Origin of the sequence: Streptomyces sp. NPDC090741 (assembly GCF_044769045.1) — a bacterium.
GTDB lineage: Bacteria > Actinomycetota > Actinomycetes > Streptomycetales > Streptomycetaceae > Streptomyces.
The window spans coordinates 1-13945 of sequence record NZ_JBIVXF010000017.1; the positions used below are offsets into that span (position 1 = coordinate 1).

The 13945-nt window shown below is 68.9% G+C and carries 13 protein-coding genes; 6 read left to right on the plus strand and 7 right to left on the minus strand.

The genetic code is table 11. The features are described from left to right. Positions 1-99: 99 nt before the first annotated feature. The 3 genes from ACIQU4_RS33910 to ACIQU4_RS33920 all read right to left on the minus strand — a co-directional run bounded on the left by ACIQU4_RS33910 (position 100) and on the right by ACIQU4_RS33920 (position 3205). Positions 100-1365, minus strand: a complete 1266-nt coding sequence (locus ACIQU4_RS33910; protein ID WP_403739049.1) for an MFS transporter — start codon at positions 1363-1365, stop codon at positions 100-102. A 105-nt stretch (positions 1366-1470) separates the two neighbouring features. After that, positions 1471-2553 (minus strand): inositol-3-phosphate synthase, encoded by a 1083-nt coding sequence (locus tag ACIQU4_RS33915; protein WP_403739052.1) that lies wholly within the window; start codon positions 2551-2553, stop codon positions 1471-1473. A 49-nt stretch (positions 2554-2602) separates the two neighbouring features. Beyond that, positions 2603-3205 (minus strand): helix-turn-helix transcriptional regulator, encoded by a 603-nt coding sequence (locus ACIQU4_RS33920; RefSeq protein WP_403739055.1) that lies wholly within the window; start codon positions 3203-3205, stop codon positions 2603-2605. A gap of 273 nt (positions 3206-3478) precedes the next feature. On the opposite strand from ACIQU4_RS33920, the gene ACIQU4_RS33925 reads away from it, so the two are divergent. Continuing rightward, entirely contained in the window at positions 3479-6076 is a 2598-nt protein-coding gene (locus tag ACIQU4_RS33925) for a transglycosylase domain-containing protein (RefSeq protein WP_403739058.1), read from the plus strand. Between the two features lie 86 nt (positions 6077-6162). After that, entirely contained in the window at positions 6163-7623 is a 1461-nt protein-coding gene (locus ACIQU4_RS33930; protein WP_403739061.1) for a glycosyltransferase family 87 protein, read from the plus strand. Between the two features lie 4 nt (positions 7624-7627). On the opposite strand, the gene ACIQU4_RS33935 is transcribed toward ACIQU4_RS33930, so the two are convergent. The 3 genes from ACIQU4_RS33935 to ACIQU4_RS33945 all read right to left on the minus strand — a co-directional run bounded on the left by ACIQU4_RS33935 (position 7628) and on the right by ACIQU4_RS33945 (position 10294). After that, a complete protein-coding gene (locus ACIQU4_RS33935) occupies positions 7628-8659 on the minus strand; it encodes an alanine racemase (protein WP_403739065.1) in 1032 nt (343 codons plus the stop codon). Between the two features lie 70 nt (positions 8660-8729). Then, the gene (locus ACIQU4_RS33940; RefSeq protein WP_030153200.1) at positions 8730-9848 is read right to left on the minus strand and encodes a peptidoglycan bridge formation glycyltransferase FemA/FemB family protein; all 1119 of its coding nucleotides are present in this window, start codon (positions 9846-9848) and stop codon (positions 8730-8732) included. A 131-nt stretch (positions 9849-9979) separates the two neighbouring features. Beyond that, positions 9980-10294, minus strand: coding sequence for a hypothetical protein (locus ACIQU4_RS33945; RefSeq protein ID WP_385585767.1), 315 nt, complete (start codon positions 10292-10294; stop codon positions 9980-9982). A 247-nt stretch (positions 10295-10541) separates the two neighbouring features. Here ACIQU4_RS33945 and rpsF point away from each other — a divergent pair, with 247 nt between their 5' ends. The 4 genes from rpsF to rplI all read left to right on the plus strand — a co-directional run bounded on the left by rpsF (position 10542) and on the right by rplI (position 12255). Continuing rightward, positions 10542-10832 (plus strand): 30S ribosomal protein S6, encoded by a 291-nt coding sequence (gene rpsF, locus ACIQU4_RS33950; protein WP_004950685.1) that lies wholly within the window; start codon positions 10542-10544, stop codon positions 10830-10832. A gap of 72 nt (positions 10833-10904) precedes the next feature. Next, positions 10905-11510 (plus strand): single-stranded DNA-binding protein, encoded by a 606-nt coding sequence (locus tag ACIQU4_RS33955; protein WP_403739072.1) that lies wholly within the window; start codon positions 10905-10907, stop codon positions 11508-11510. A 43-nt stretch (positions 11511-11553) separates the two neighbouring features. Next, the gene (gene rpsR, locus ACIQU4_RS33960; protein WP_003956534.1) at positions 11554-11790 is read left to right on the plus strand and encodes a 30S ribosomal protein S18; all 237 of its coding nucleotides are present in this window, start codon (positions 11554-11556) and stop codon (positions 11788-11790) included. Positions 11791-11808: 18 nt separating this feature from the next. Beyond that, a complete protein-coding gene (gene rplI / locus ACIQU4_RS33965; protein ID WP_403739075.1) occupies positions 11809-12255 on the plus strand; it encodes a 50S ribosomal protein L9 in 447 nt (148 codons plus the stop codon). 157 nt (positions 12256-12412) lie between these two features. On the opposite strand, the gene ACIQU4_RS33970 is transcribed toward rplI, so the two are convergent. After that, positions 12413-13750: an MATE family efflux transporter gene (locus ACIQU4_RS33970; protein WP_403739077.1), complete on the minus strand. Its 1338-nt coding sequence runs from the start codon at positions 13748-13750 to the stop codon at positions 12413-12415. Between the last annotated feature and the right edge of the window lie 195 nt (positions 13751-13945).

Here is a 13945-nt window from a genome sequence, read left to right on the forward strand (position 1 = left end):
TTTTTTGGGGGGGCGGGGCCGTGGAAGCCGCGGGGGCCGGTTCTTAGTTCTTCCCCACCAACCCCCCCCCCGCCCGACGCTTCCGAGGTGTCTGACGCGTCACGATTGCGCGCCCCGCCGCATCAGGTAGAGCGCGGTCAACGCGTAGAGGACGGACACGCTCACGATCAGCGTGACGGAGTGCCCGTCCGGGGGGAGCATCAGGGCGGCCACGGCGGCCGCACCCACGAACGCGATGTTGAAGAGCACGTCGTAGACGGAGAACACCCGGCCGCGGAAGTCGTCGTCCACATGGGACTGGATGGCCGTGTCGGTGGAGATCTTGGCGCCCTGGGTGGCGAGGCCCAGCAGGAAGGCCGCGACCAGCATCGGACCGGGCGTGAAGAACAGGCCGAGCGGGGGCACCAGGACCGCCGCCCCGGCGGAGCAGGCCGTGATCCAGCCGCGGGTGCCCAGCCGGCCCACCAGCCAGGGGGTGACGACGGCGGCCGCGAAGAACCCGGCCCCGGAGACGCCGACCGCGATGCCCAGCAGGGCGAGGCCGGCGGACTCGCTGTCCGACCAGGAGTACCGGCAGAGCATGAGCAGCATCACGAACAGGGCCCCGTAGCAGAAGCGCATCAGGGTCATGGCGGTGAGCGTCTGGGCCGCCTCCCGCCGGGAGGCCAGGTGCCGCAGCCCTTCGACCATGCCCCGGACGGTCAGGGCTATCCCCTGGACGACCGAGGGGTGGACCCGTCCGGCGGGGTGGTCCGGGCCGAGCAGGCCCACGGCCAGGCGCAGCGAGACCAGGGCCGCGCACAGGTAGAGCCCGGCGCCGAGCAGCACGACCAGGGCGTTGGAGTCGGAGGCCAGCAGCCGGACGAGGAAGGCGAGCCCCCCGCCGGCGACGGCCGCGAGCGTCCCGGCCGTGGGGGAGAGCGAGTTGGCGGTCACCAGCTGGGCGGGGGCGACGACGCGGGGCAGGGAGGCGGCGAGCCCGGCCAGGACGAAGCGGTTGACGGCGGTGACCGACAGGGCCGAGGCGTAGAAGAGCCAGTCGGGGACGTGCGCGACGATCAGCACGCCGGTGACGCAGGCCAGGAGCGCCCGCAGGAGGTTGCCGTAGAGGAAGACCTGGCGGCGGCGCCAGCGGTCGAGCAGCACCCCGGCGAAGGGGCCGATCACCGAGTAGGGCAGCAGCAGGACCGCCATGGCCGAGGCGATGGCCGCGGGCGAGGTCTGCTTCTCGGGGGAGAACACCACGTACGTGGCGAGCGCCACCTGGTAGACGCCGTCGGCGGCCTGGGAGAGCAGCCGTACGGCGAGCAGGTTGCGGAAGTCCCTCAGGCGCAGGAGTACGCGCAGATCACGTACGACAGGCATGAGGGCAAGGGTCACATACGCGGAGGGTCCCCGGGCACATTGCCCGGGGACCCTCCGCGGAAGAACAGCCGAAGACCAGGTGTCCGAAGACCCGTGGGGTCCGACTTAGCGCTCGACCTCGCCCTTGATGAACTTCTCGACGTTGGCCAGGGCCTCGTCGTCGAAGTACTGCACCGGCGGGGACTTCATGAAGTAGCTCGAAGCCGACAGGATCGGGCCACCGATGCCGCGGTCCTTGGCGATCTTCGCTGCGCGCACGGCGTCGATGATGACACCGGCGGAGTTCGGGGAGTCCCACACCTCGAGCTTGTACTCGAGGTTCAGGGGGACGTCGCCGAAGGCGCGGCCTTCGAGGCGGACGTAGGCCCACTTGCGGTCGTCGAGCCACGCCACGTAGTCGGACGGGCCGATGTGGACGTTCTTCTCGCCGAGCTCACGGTCGGGGATCTGCGAGGTGACGGCCTGCGTCTTGGAGATCTTCTTCGACTCCAGGCGGTCGCGCTCCAGCATGTTCTTGAAGTCCATGTTGCCGCCGACGTTGAGCTGCATGGTGCGCTCGAGTCGGACACCGCGGTCCTCGAACAGCTTCGCCATCACGCGGTGCGTGATGGTGGCGCCGACCTGCGACTTGATGTCGTCGCCGACGATCGGGACACCGGCCTCGGTGAACTTGTCGGCCCACTCCTTGGTGCCGGCGATGAAGACCGGGAGGGCGTTGACGAAGGCGACCTTGGCGTCGATGGCGCACTGGGCGTAGAACTTCGCCGCGGCCTCGGAGCCGACGGGCAGGTAGCAGACCAGAACGTCGACCTCGCGGTCCTTGAGGATCTGGACCACGTCGACCGGGGCCTCGGCGGACTCCTCGATCGTCATGCGGTAGTACTTGCCCAGGCCGTCCAGGGTGTGGCCGCGCTGCACGGTCACGCCCGCGTTGGGGACGTCGCAGATCTTGATGGTGTTGTTCTCGCTGGCGCCGATGGCGTCCGAAAGGTCGAGGCCGACCTTCTTCGCGTCGACGTCGAACGCGGCGACGAACTCGACGTCGCCCACGTGGTAGTCGCCGAACTGGACGTGCATCAGACCGGGGACCTTGGCCGCCGGGTCGGCGTCCTTGTAGTACTCGACGCCCTGCACCAGCGAGGCGGCGCAGTTGCCCACGCCGACGATGGCTACGCGAACCGAACCCATTCCGGTTGCTCCCTGTTTGTTCTCGGACGAGGCCTGCGAGATGCAGGCCTCACTTTGCAGTTTCGTCGGGCGGACCGGGTCGTCTCTGATCCCGTCCCGCCCGCTCACTCTCGATGAGCTCGTTCAGCCAGCGCACTTCGCGCTCCACGGACTCCATGCCGTGCCGCTGCAGCTCAAGCGTGTAGTCGTCGAGGCGCTCCCGCGTACGGGCGAGTGAGGCGCGCATCTTCTCCAGGCGCTCCTCCAGCCGGCTGCGGCGGCCCTCAAGGACCCGCATGCGCACTTCCCGCTCGGTCTGACCGAAGAAGGCGAAGCGCGCGGCGAAGGACTCGTCCTCCCAGGCGTCCGGGCCCGTGTGGGACAGGAGCTCCTCGAAGTGGTCCTTACCCGCTGCCGTCAACCGGTAGACGATCTTGGCGCGGCGCCCTGCGAGTGAAGTGGCGAGAGCGTCTTCCGGGGCGTTGCCCGGTTCCTCGATCAACCAGCCGTTGGCGACCAACGTCTTGAGGCAGGGATAGAGCGTGCCGTAGCTGAACGCCCGGAACACCCCAAGTGAGGTGTTGAGCCGCTTGCGGAGCTCGTACCCGTGCATGGGGGATTCGCGAAGCAGGCCGAGGACGGCGAACTCGAGGATGCCTGAGCGCCTGCTCATCCGCCTGCCTCTCCCTCGCCCCTGAGTTTTATACCGAGCTGATGTATCGGCTCGATACATCCAGACGATAGAACGGGCCGTCTTCGGCGACAAGGGGTGACGTGGTGACCGGCATCACATCACCAATTCGTACCAGGCGAGTTGCCTGATTTGGGGTGAACTTCGGCACTGTTCGGGTTTTGAGCGTGCGTAGTCTGTGGGCCATGACAACGGGGGAACCGGAATTCACCTGCCGCTTCCAGGCCACTCGCCTGCCCGAGGAGTAGTCGTTCGATGAGCGAGCACCGCCGCAAACCGCCGCAGCCCGAGGGGGGCGGACGTTCCGCGGCCCGTCGGGCCGCCCAGCAGCGCCCTGGCCGGGGTGCCGGGCCCGCACGCGACGTCCCCACCGCGTCGCCCAGCGGACCGTACGCAGAGCCGCCCGGCCACAGCGGCCGTGCCGGCGCACGCCGGGCCGCCTCCCGCGGATCCGGGGGGCGCGGCCGCGGCGCCGCCGGCGCCGGCACGGGCCGCGGCGCGGGCCGCCCGGACAAGCGGCTGATCAACTACCCGCGCTCCGACAAGGACGGCTGGCAGCGGTTCGTACCGTCCTGGAAACTGGTCTGCGGCACGGCCCTCGGCTTCTTCGCCGTCGTCACGGCGGGTGCCGGCATCGGCATCGCCTCGGTGAACACCCCCGACCCGAACAAGGCGGCCCAGGCCCAGAACAACGTCTTCCTCTGGGCGGACAACACTCAGATGGTGGCCACCGGCGGCTCGATGAACCGCCAGATCGTGCCCATCGACAAGATCCCCAAGTCGATGCAGAACGCGGTGATCTCCGCGGAGAACGAGTCCTTCGAGACGGACAAGGGCGTCGACCCGATGGGCATCGCCCGCGCCGTGTGGAACATGGCCAAGGGCGGCTCCACCCAGGGTGGCTCGACCATCACCCAGCAGTACGTGAAGAACACGTACCTGGACTCCGACCAGACGCTGAAGCGGAAGGTCACCGAGCTCTTCATCTCGATAAAGCTGGGTGTGTCCGAGGAGAAGGACACGATCCTCGCCGGCTACCTCAACACCGCCTACTACGGCCGTGACGCCTACGGCATCCAGGCGGCCGCGCGGGCCTACTTCGGCAAGGACTGCAAGGACCTCACACCGTCCGAGAGCGCCTTCCTGGCCTCCGTACTCAAGGGTCCCAACCTCTACAACCCGGACGGCGGCGTCGGTACCGCGGCCACCCCCGAGAAGAACACCGAGCGGGCCAAGGAGCGCTGGGCCTGGGTCCTGGACCGCGAGGTCGCGGTCGGCCGGATGCAGAAGGCCGACCGGGACCAGTTCACGGAGTTCCCGAAGATCGTCGACTCTGAACAGGCCCGCAGCCTGTCCGGACAGACCGGCTACCTCGTCGACACGGCCAAGAAGTACGTGATGAAGGTCACCGGCCTCACGGCCGAGGAGATGGCCCGCGGCGGCTACCAGATCAGGACCACCTTCCAGAAGCCCAGGGTGGACGCCCTGGTCAAGGCCGTCGAGGACACCCGCAACAACTTCCTGGACGAGAAGGCCCGGCCCGAGTACGACACCTTCGTCCAGTTCGGGGCCGCCTCGGTGGACGTGAAGAGCGGGGCGATCGTGGCCCTGTACGGCGGCCCGGGCATGGACAAGAAGTACTTCAGCAACAACGCCGACACGCTCGGTGTCCCGGTCGGCTCGACCTGGAAGCCGTACGTCCTGGCGGCCGCGATGCAGTACGGCACCCAGAACTCGCACAGCCAGGGCATCTCGGCCGACAGCAAGTACAACGCGAACGACCTGACCGTCATCAACAACCGCGACGGCAAGCCGCTGCGGGACGCCTCGGGCAAGCCGTTCAAGCAGAAGAACGAGAGCACCTACCCCTACGGCTACGTGACCCTCAACGAGGCGATGGAGAAGTCCATCAACGTGCCGTTCGCGCAGCTCGTCTTCGACGTCGGCCACAACAAGGTCCGGGAGGTGGCCGAGGCCACGGGCATCCTCAAGGACTCGATGAACCCGCACAACGACGCCTCGTTCGCCCTCGGCACCTCGACCCCGAGCGCCATCCGCATGGCCGACTCGTACGCCACCTTCGCCGCCTCCGGCACCCACCACGATCCGTTCTCCGTGACCAGCGTCGAGAAGGATGGCAAGGAGCTGCCCGGCTTCGGGGCTCCCAAGGAGCAGCGGGCGATGGACGACTCCATCGCCGACAACGTCACCAAGGTGCTGGAGAACGTCGTCGACAACGGCACCGGCACCAAGGTCAGGAAGCTCGGCTTCACCCGGCCCGCCGCCGGCAAGACCGGAACCACCGACCAGAACAAGTCGGCCTGGTTCGTCGGCTACACCCCGGAGCTGTCCACCTCGGTCGCCCTGTTCCGCACCGACCCGAACTCGGCGGACAAGAAGCTGATCTCCATGAACGGCGTGGGCGGCGTCGACTCCATCCACGGTGGCGACATCCCGGCCGCGATCTGGACCGAGTACATGAAGGAAGCCCTCAAGGGCGCCCCGGTCAAGGACTTCCCGGAGGCCGAGAAGATCGGCGTCACCGCGGACGCCTCCGGTGCCCCTTCGCCGTCTCCGTCCTTCTCACCGTCGCCCTCCCCGTCGATGCCCTCCCCCTCGGCGAGCTCCTCTCCCCCGGTCTCCCCCTCCCCGTCGAAGGGCGGCAAGCCGACCTGCAAGCCGTGGGAGCTGTACTGCATCCCGGACACCAGCGGCGGCACCAACAGCGGCAACACCAACGGGGGCCCCGGCGGAACCGGCGGACCCAGCGGTTCACCGTCGGGGACGCCATCGGGCAAACCGGGCCGCCCCGGCGGCACCAGCTGGGGGACCTCGATGGGAACCTCCGGCTGACCCGCCTCCCCCTGCTCCGACGAGGGCCGTCGCACACCGTGCGGCGGCCCTCCCGCATGTCCGGCCCCGTACGGCAGGATGAGCGCATGACGAAGGTGCACGAGGACCGGCCCGTACTGCCCACCCAGCAGGACGAGGTCGCCGCGGCGGGCAGTGAGTTCCTCGGCGGCCCGATGGGCCGCTACGCCCGGCTGGGCGGCCACTGGCTGACCCCGGTCCGCGTCGTGGTGCTCGTGGCCCTCGGGATGTTCGCGCTCGGCATGGTGCAGAAGCTGCCCTGCTACGACTGGGCGTGGTTCCGGGGAGCCGGCTCCCAGTACACGCACGCCTGCTACTCCGACATCCCGCACCTGTTCTCCGTACGCGGCTTCGCCGACGGGCTCACGCCCTACTTCGACCGCCTTCCCGGCGACATGGAGTACCTGGAGTACCCGGTCCTCACCGGCCTCTTCATGGAGGTCGCCTCCTGGCTGACCCCCGGCAGCGGCTCGATGCAGCATCGCGAACAGATGTACTGGATGGTCAACGCCGGGATGCTGATGGCCTGCACCGCGGTCATCGCCGTCTGCGTCGTGCGCACCCACCGCCGCCGGCCCTGGGACGCGCTGCTCTTCGCCCTCGCGCCCGCCTTCGCGCTCACCGCGACGATCAACTGGGACCTGCTGGCCATCGCCCTGACCGCCGCGGGGATGCTCATGTGGTCCCGCGGCCGCACCCTGCTCTTCGGCGTCCTCATCGGCCTGGCCACCGCAGCCAAGCTCTATCCCGTCCTGCTGCTCGGCGTGCTGTTCGTGCTGTGCTGGCGTGCCGGGAAGTGGCGGGCGTTCGGTTCCGCCGCCCTCGGCGCGGCCGTCTCCTGGCTCGTGGTGAACCTGCCCGTCATGATCTACGCCTGGGACGGCTGGAAGAAGTTCTACACGTTCAGCCAGGAACGCCCGATCGACTTCGGCTCCGTGTGGCTGCTGATCTCCCAGCGCTCCGGGAACCCCCTGCACGACGCCAACACGTACGCGACGGGCGTGACGCTGCTGCTGTGCGCGGGGATCGGCGCGCTGACGCTGACCGCCCCCCGCCGCCCCCGCTTCGCGCAGCTGGCCTTCCTGGTCGTGGCGGCCTTCATCCTGGCCAACAAGGTCTACTCGCCGCAGTACGTGCTGTGGCTCATCCCGCTCGCGGCGCTGGCCCGCCCGCGCTGGCGGGACTTCCTGATCTGGCAGGCCGGCGAGGTCGTGTACTTCTTCGGGATCTGGCTGTACCTCGCCTACACGACCAGCGGGGACAAGCACCAGGGCCTGCCCGTGGAGGGCTACCAGCTGGCGATCGCCGCCCACCTGCTGGCGACCCTCTACCTCTGCGCCGTCGTCGTCCGCGACATCCTGCTGCCCGAGCGGGACGTCGTACGCCGCGACGGATCGGACGACCCGTCCGGCGGCGTCCTGGACGGGGCCGAGGACGTGTTCGTGCTCTCGGACGCAGCGAGGGCGCCGCAGGACGCGGCGCCCTCGGAGGGACAGCGGGTGGAGTGGGGCATGGCCCGCAAGGACTGACCGGTCAGGCGTCGAGCACCCGGTCGAACTGCGTGGTGGTGTGGCGCAGGTGCGCCACCAGCTCGTCGCCGACCTTCGGCTCGGGGGCGTCCGACGGCACGAACAGGATCGACACCTGCATGTGCGGGGGCTCCGCGAACCAGCGCTGCTTGCCCGCCCACACGAACGGCGACAGGTTCCGGTTCACGGTCGCCAGACCGGCCCGGGCCACGCCCTTGGCACGCGGCATCACCCCGTGCAGGGCCTTGGGGGCCTCCAGGCCGACCCCGTGCGAGGTGCCGCCCGCGACGACGACCAGCCAGCCGTCGGAGGCGGCCTTCTGCTGGCGGTAGCCGAACCGGTCGCCCTTGGCGACGCGCGTGACGTCCAGGACGGCGCCGCGGTACTCGGTCGCCTCGTGGTCGCCCAGCCACAGCCGGGTGCCGATCCGCGCCCGGAAGCGGGTCTGCGGGAACTGCTGCTGGAGCCGGGCCAGCTCCTCGGCCCGCAGGTGGCTGACGAACATGGTGTGCAGCGGCAGCCGGGCCGCGCGCAGCCGGTCCATCCAGCCGATGACCTCCTCGACGGCGTCCGAGCCGTCCGGGCGGTCCAGCGGCAGGTGCAGGGCGAAGCCCTCCAGGCGTACGTCCTCGATCGCCGCGTGCAGCTGGCCCAGGTCCTGCTCGGAGATGCCGTGGCGGCGCATCGAACTCATGCACTCGATGACCACGCGGGCGCCGACCAGGCCGCGGACCCCGTCCAGCGAGGACACCGAGCGGATCACCCGGTCCGGCAGCGGCACCGGCTCCTCGCCCCGCCGGAACGGGGTGAGGACGAGCAGGTCGCCGCCGAAGTGGTCCTTGATGCTGGCGGCCTCGTACGTGGTCCCGACGGCCAGTACGTCGGCGCCCAGCCGGGTCGCCTCCTCGCACAGCCGCTCGTGGCCGAAGCCGTAGCCGTTGCCCTTGCAGACCGGGATCATCCCGGGGAACTGGTCCTGGATCTGCTTCTGGTGCGCACGCCAGCGCGCGGTGTCGACGTAGAGCGTGAGCGCCATGCCCGTCCGGAGCCTCTCTCGAAAAAGCTGCCTGTGCAGCGGTGCGGTGTGTGGGGGATGCGGCAGCGGGTCAGCGGCGCGACATGTAGATGTCGAGAGCCTTGTGCAGCATCTTGTTGAGCGGGAAGTCCCACTCGCCGACGTACTCGACGGCTTCGCCGCCGGTGCCGACCTTGAACTGGATCAGGCCGAACAGGTGGTCGTTCTCGTCCAGCGTGTCGCTGATGCCGCGCAGGTCGTAGACGCTCGCACCGAGCGCGTACGAATCGCGCAGCATGCGCCACTGCATCGCGTTCGAGGGCCGCACCTCGCGCTTGTGGTTGGCGGAGGCGCCGTACGAGTACCAGACGTGCTGGCCGACGGTGAGCATCGTGGCGGCAGCCAGCGGCTCCCCCTCGTGCTTCGCGATGTACAGCCTCATCCGGTTCGGGTCCTCGGAGTTGAGGGCCGTCCACTGGCGCTGGAAGTAGCTGAGCGGGCGCGGGCGGAACTTGTCGCGCTCGGCCGTGATCTCGTACAGCTCCTGCCAGACCGGCAGGTCCTCGTAGCCGCCCTGGACGACCTCGACGCCGGCCTTCTCGGCCTTCTTGATGTTGCGGCGCCACAGCTGGTTGAAGCCCTTGAGGACGTCGTCCAGCGAGCGGTTGGCGAGCGGCACCTGGAAGACGTAGCGCGGCTGCACGTCGCCGAAGCCGGCGCCGCCGTCCTCGCCCTGCTGCCAGCCCATGCGGCGCAGCTTGTCGGACACCTCGAAGGCGCGGGGCTCGATGTGCGAGGCCTCCACGTCCCGCAGGCGCTTGACCTCCGGGTCCTGGATTCCGGCCTTGATGGCGGCGGAGTTCCAGCGGCGGATGACGACGGGCGGACCCATCTTCACGGTGAAGGCGCCCTGGCGCTTGAGGTGGGCCAGCATCGGCTGGAGCCACTCCTCCAGGTTCGGGGCGTACCAGTTGATGACCGGGCCCTCGGGAAGGTACGCGAGGTACCGCTTCACCTTGGGCAGCTGCCGGTACAACACGAGGGCGGCACCGACCAGTTCGTCGTTCTGGTCGAACCAACCGAGGTTCTCGGAACGCCACTCGTTCTTCACGTCGGCCCACGCCGGGACCTGGCAGTGGCTAGCCGAGGGCAGGCTCTGGAGGTATCCCAGATGCTGCTCTCGGCTGATGGTCCTCAGGGACAGGCTCATGCGGGGCGTCTCCTCCGGCGGCTTCGCTGGCTATGGCGCGAAGCCTACTGCGACAAGGGCGCCACCCATCTGGGGGACGGGCCGGGCCCGGGCCGGTGTGTGGCCGGCGCCCTGTCGCCGAGGTGCCCCGGTCAGCCCGCCCAGCCGCCGAAGAGACCGCCGTGCGCCATGCCGAGGTAGAAGCCCACGGCCGAGGCGCCAAGCCCGATGATCAGTGCGAAGCGCTCGCGTGTCGTCTCCGAGATGAACTGTCCGTACGCGCCGGTCAGGATGCCGACGAGCCCGGTCCACGAGCTGAGCAGGTGCAGATTGTCGAAGAACCCCGTGACGAACGCCACGGCGCCGAGCACCACCGTGGCCACCATGAGGGTGTCCTGCAGCGGATGGGGCTTGCCATCGGTCGCGAAGAGGGAGATGGAGGACTGGGATCGCGTTGCCTGTGCCATCGGAAGGCACCTCCTGGCTGAAGCAGAGCGGTGCACGGGCGCCTCCGGCAGGGGCCGGGGGCATAGCACCGAGCACACCCGATGAATACAGAGTGTGGCCTCCTCCCGCCGGATTTCAACCGGAAGGAGTCGAGCAGGTAGTCTGTACAGCTGCGCGGTGTCTGCTCACAGACGCCGTGCGCACGCATCACGACCCTCCTGCCACGGAACGACCGTGGCCGCTGAGTCCAAAGGAGGTGGGTTCCACATGCGTCACTACGAAGTGATGGTCATCCTCGACCCCGATCTCGAGGAGCGCGCTGTCTCCCCGCTGATCGAGAACTTCCTTTCTGTCGTCCGTGAGGGCAACGGAAAGGTCGAGAAGGTCGACACCTGGGGCCGTCGTCGTCTCGCTTACGAGATCAAGAAGAAGCCCGAGGGCATCTACTCGGTCATCGACCTTCAGGCCGAGCCTGCGGTCGTCAAGGAGCTTGACCGACAGATGAACCTGAACGAGTCGGTTCTCCGGACCAAGGTCCTTCGCCCCGAGACCCACTGAACTTCGGTTCAGCGGTAATCGGGACCGAGTAGCACAGCAGCCCAGCAGCAATCCCCGCCGAGAGGTTCATCCATGGCAGGCGAGACCGTCATCACGGTCGTCGGCAATCTCGTCGACGACCCCGAGCTGCGCTTCACCCCCTCGGGTGCGGCGGTCGCGAAGTTCCGTGTCGCGTCCACCCCCCGCACCTTCGACCGTCAGACCAATGAGTGGAAGGACGGCGAGAGCCTGTTCCTGACCTGCTCGGTGTGGCGGCAGGCGGCCGAGAACGTCGCCGAGTCCCTTCAGCGAGGCATGCGCGTCATCGTGCAGGGCCGGCTGAGGCAGCGGTCGTACGAGGACCGTGAGGGTGTCAAGCGCACGGTCTACGAGCTGGACGTCGAGGAAGTCGGCCCCAGCCTGAAGAACGCCACGGCCAAGGTCGCCAAGACCACCGGTCGCGGTGGCCAGGGTGGATACGGCGGTGGCGGCCAGCAGCAGGGCGGCGGCGGCAGTGGCTGGGGCGGAACCCCCAGCGGCGGCGCCCCGCAGGGCGGCGGAGCTCCCTCCGACGACCCGTGGGCGTCCAGCGCGCCGGCCGGCGGCCAGCAGCAGCAGGGCGGCGGGGGCGGCTGGGGCGGAAGCTCCGGAAGCTCCGGCGGCTCCAACGGTGGCTACTCGGACGAGCCTCCCTTCTAGGGAAGCTCGCATCCCCACTTCTTGATCACACAGGAGAGACACAATGGCGAAGCCGCCTGTGCGCAAGCCTAAGAAGAAGGTCTGCGCATTCTGCAAGGACAAGACCGTGTACGTGGACTACAAGGACACGAACATGCTGCGGAAGTTCATTTCCGACCGTGGCAAGATCCGTGCCCGCCGCGTTACCGGCAACTGCACGCAGCACCAGCGTGACGTCGCCACGGCCGTGAAGAACAGCCGTGAGATGGCGCTGCTGCCCTACACGTCCACCGCGCGATAAGGAAAGGGTGACCGACTAATGAAGATCATCCTGACCCACGAGGTCTCTGGCCTCGGCACCGCCGGCGAGGTCGTCGACGTCAAGGACGGTTACGCTCGCAACTACCTGGTCCCGCGTGGTTTCGCGATCCGCTGGACCAAGGGTGGCGAGAAGGACGTGGCGCAGATCCGCCGCGCCCGCAAGATCCACGAGATCGCGACCATCGAGCAGGCCAACGAGGTCAAGGCCAAGCTCGAGGGCACGAAGGTCCGTCTGGCCACCCGCTCGGGTGACGCCGGCCGTCTCTTCGGCTCCGTGACCCCGGCCGACATCGCCACGGCGATCGAGGCTTCCGGTGGTCCGAAGGTCGACAAGCGCCGCGTCGAGCTGGCTGCCCCGATCAAGACCCTCGGTTCGTACCAGGTCTCCGTGCGTCTGCACGCCGAGGTCTCTGCGAACGTGGGCGTCGAGGTCGTCGCCGCCTAAGTGCTGCGAGCGAAGGGCCGCACCCCTGTGGGGGTGCGGCCCTTCGTCGTTCCCGGGGATCGCCGCTCGATGTTTCTCCCCCAGCTACCGCTGGGGAGGCCGCCAGTGAAACATCGGACGTTTCCTCGCATGTTTCACGTGAAACATTGGCCCGCAGTCAGCGGGTCGCCCCCGCGATCAGCCAGCGGCCGGAGCGGGCACGCAGCTGGAGGGTGGCCATCCGGACCAGCATCATCAGCGTCATGGCCCACCAGAGCGCGGTGAGACCCCCGCCGAGGGTGGGGACGAGCAGGGCGGCCGGGGTGAACACGGCGAGCGTCAGGAGCATGGCCCAGGCCAGGTAGCGGCCGTCGCCCGCGCCCATCAGGACCCCGTCGAGCACGAAGACGATGCCGCACACGGGCTGGGAGACGGCCACGACCAGCAGGGCCGGCAGCAGGGCGTCCTTGACCACGGGATCGCCGGTGAAGAGCGGGATGAACAGCGGGCGGGCCGCGACCACCAGTGCGCCGAGGACGATGCCGGAGGCGATCCCCCACTGGACCATGCGGCGGCAGACGGCCTTGGCCCCTTCGGTGTCGCCGGCGCCCAGGTAGCGGCCGATGATGGCCTGCCCGGCGATGGCGATCGCGTCGAGGGCGAAGGCGAGCAGGCTCCAGAGGGAGAGCAGTATCTGGTGGGCCGCGATGTCGGCGTCGCCGAGTCGCGCGGCCACGGCGGTCGCGATCATCAGGACGGCGCGCAGGGACAGCGTGCGCACCAGCAGCGGTACACCGGCCTGGGCGCAGGCGCGGATGCCCGCGGGGTCGGGGCGCAGGGAGGCGCCGTGCGTACGGGCTCCGCGGACGACCACGAAGAGGTAGGCGCCGGCCATGGCGCATTGGGCGATCACCGTGCCCCAGGCGGAACCGGCGATGCCGAAGCCGGCGCCGTACACGAGGGCGGCGTTCAGGCCTCCGTTGAGGGCGAAGCCTCCGATGGCGACATAGAGCGGTGTACGGGTGTCCTGGAGGCCGCGGATGACACCGGTGGCGCCGAGCACCATCAACATGGCCGGGATGCCCAGGGCGGAGATCCGCAGATAGGTGACCGCGTACGGGGCGACGGTGTCGGAGGCTCCGAAGAGGGAGACCAGCCAGGGCGCCGTCGGCAGCAGGACGGCGACGACGGCGGCGCCGATCAGGAGGGCGAGCCAGATGCCGTCCGTGCCCTGCCGGATGGCTGCCCGGAGGTCTCCCGCGCCGACCCGTCGGGAGACGGCCGCGGTGGTGGCGTAGGCGAGGAAGACGAAGACGCTGACGGCGGTGGTGAGCAGGGCCGCGGCGATGCCGAGGCCGGCCAGCTGGGGAGTGCCGAGGTGCCCCACGATGGCGCTGTCGGCCATCACGAACAGGGGTTCGGCGACGAGCGCGCCGAAAGCCGGGACGGCGAGCGCGAGTATCTCGCGGTCGTGCCGTCTCGGGGCAGCCTTCAGCGGGGCGAGGGCCTGTGTCATGCGCTCAATCTAATCTTCCACAGGTAATGGATGCAACGGTATTTGGATCCTTACCGATGAGTTGGTTCACACGTTCTCGGCACCCCGTTGGAGGCGTTCTCGAAACTGGGGCCAAGAAATTTCTCCCCCACAGCCCGTGGTGGAAGAAATCGCAGGTCAGGAGGGGTGGTGAGGTAGGGCAGGTGATTTTGTCCA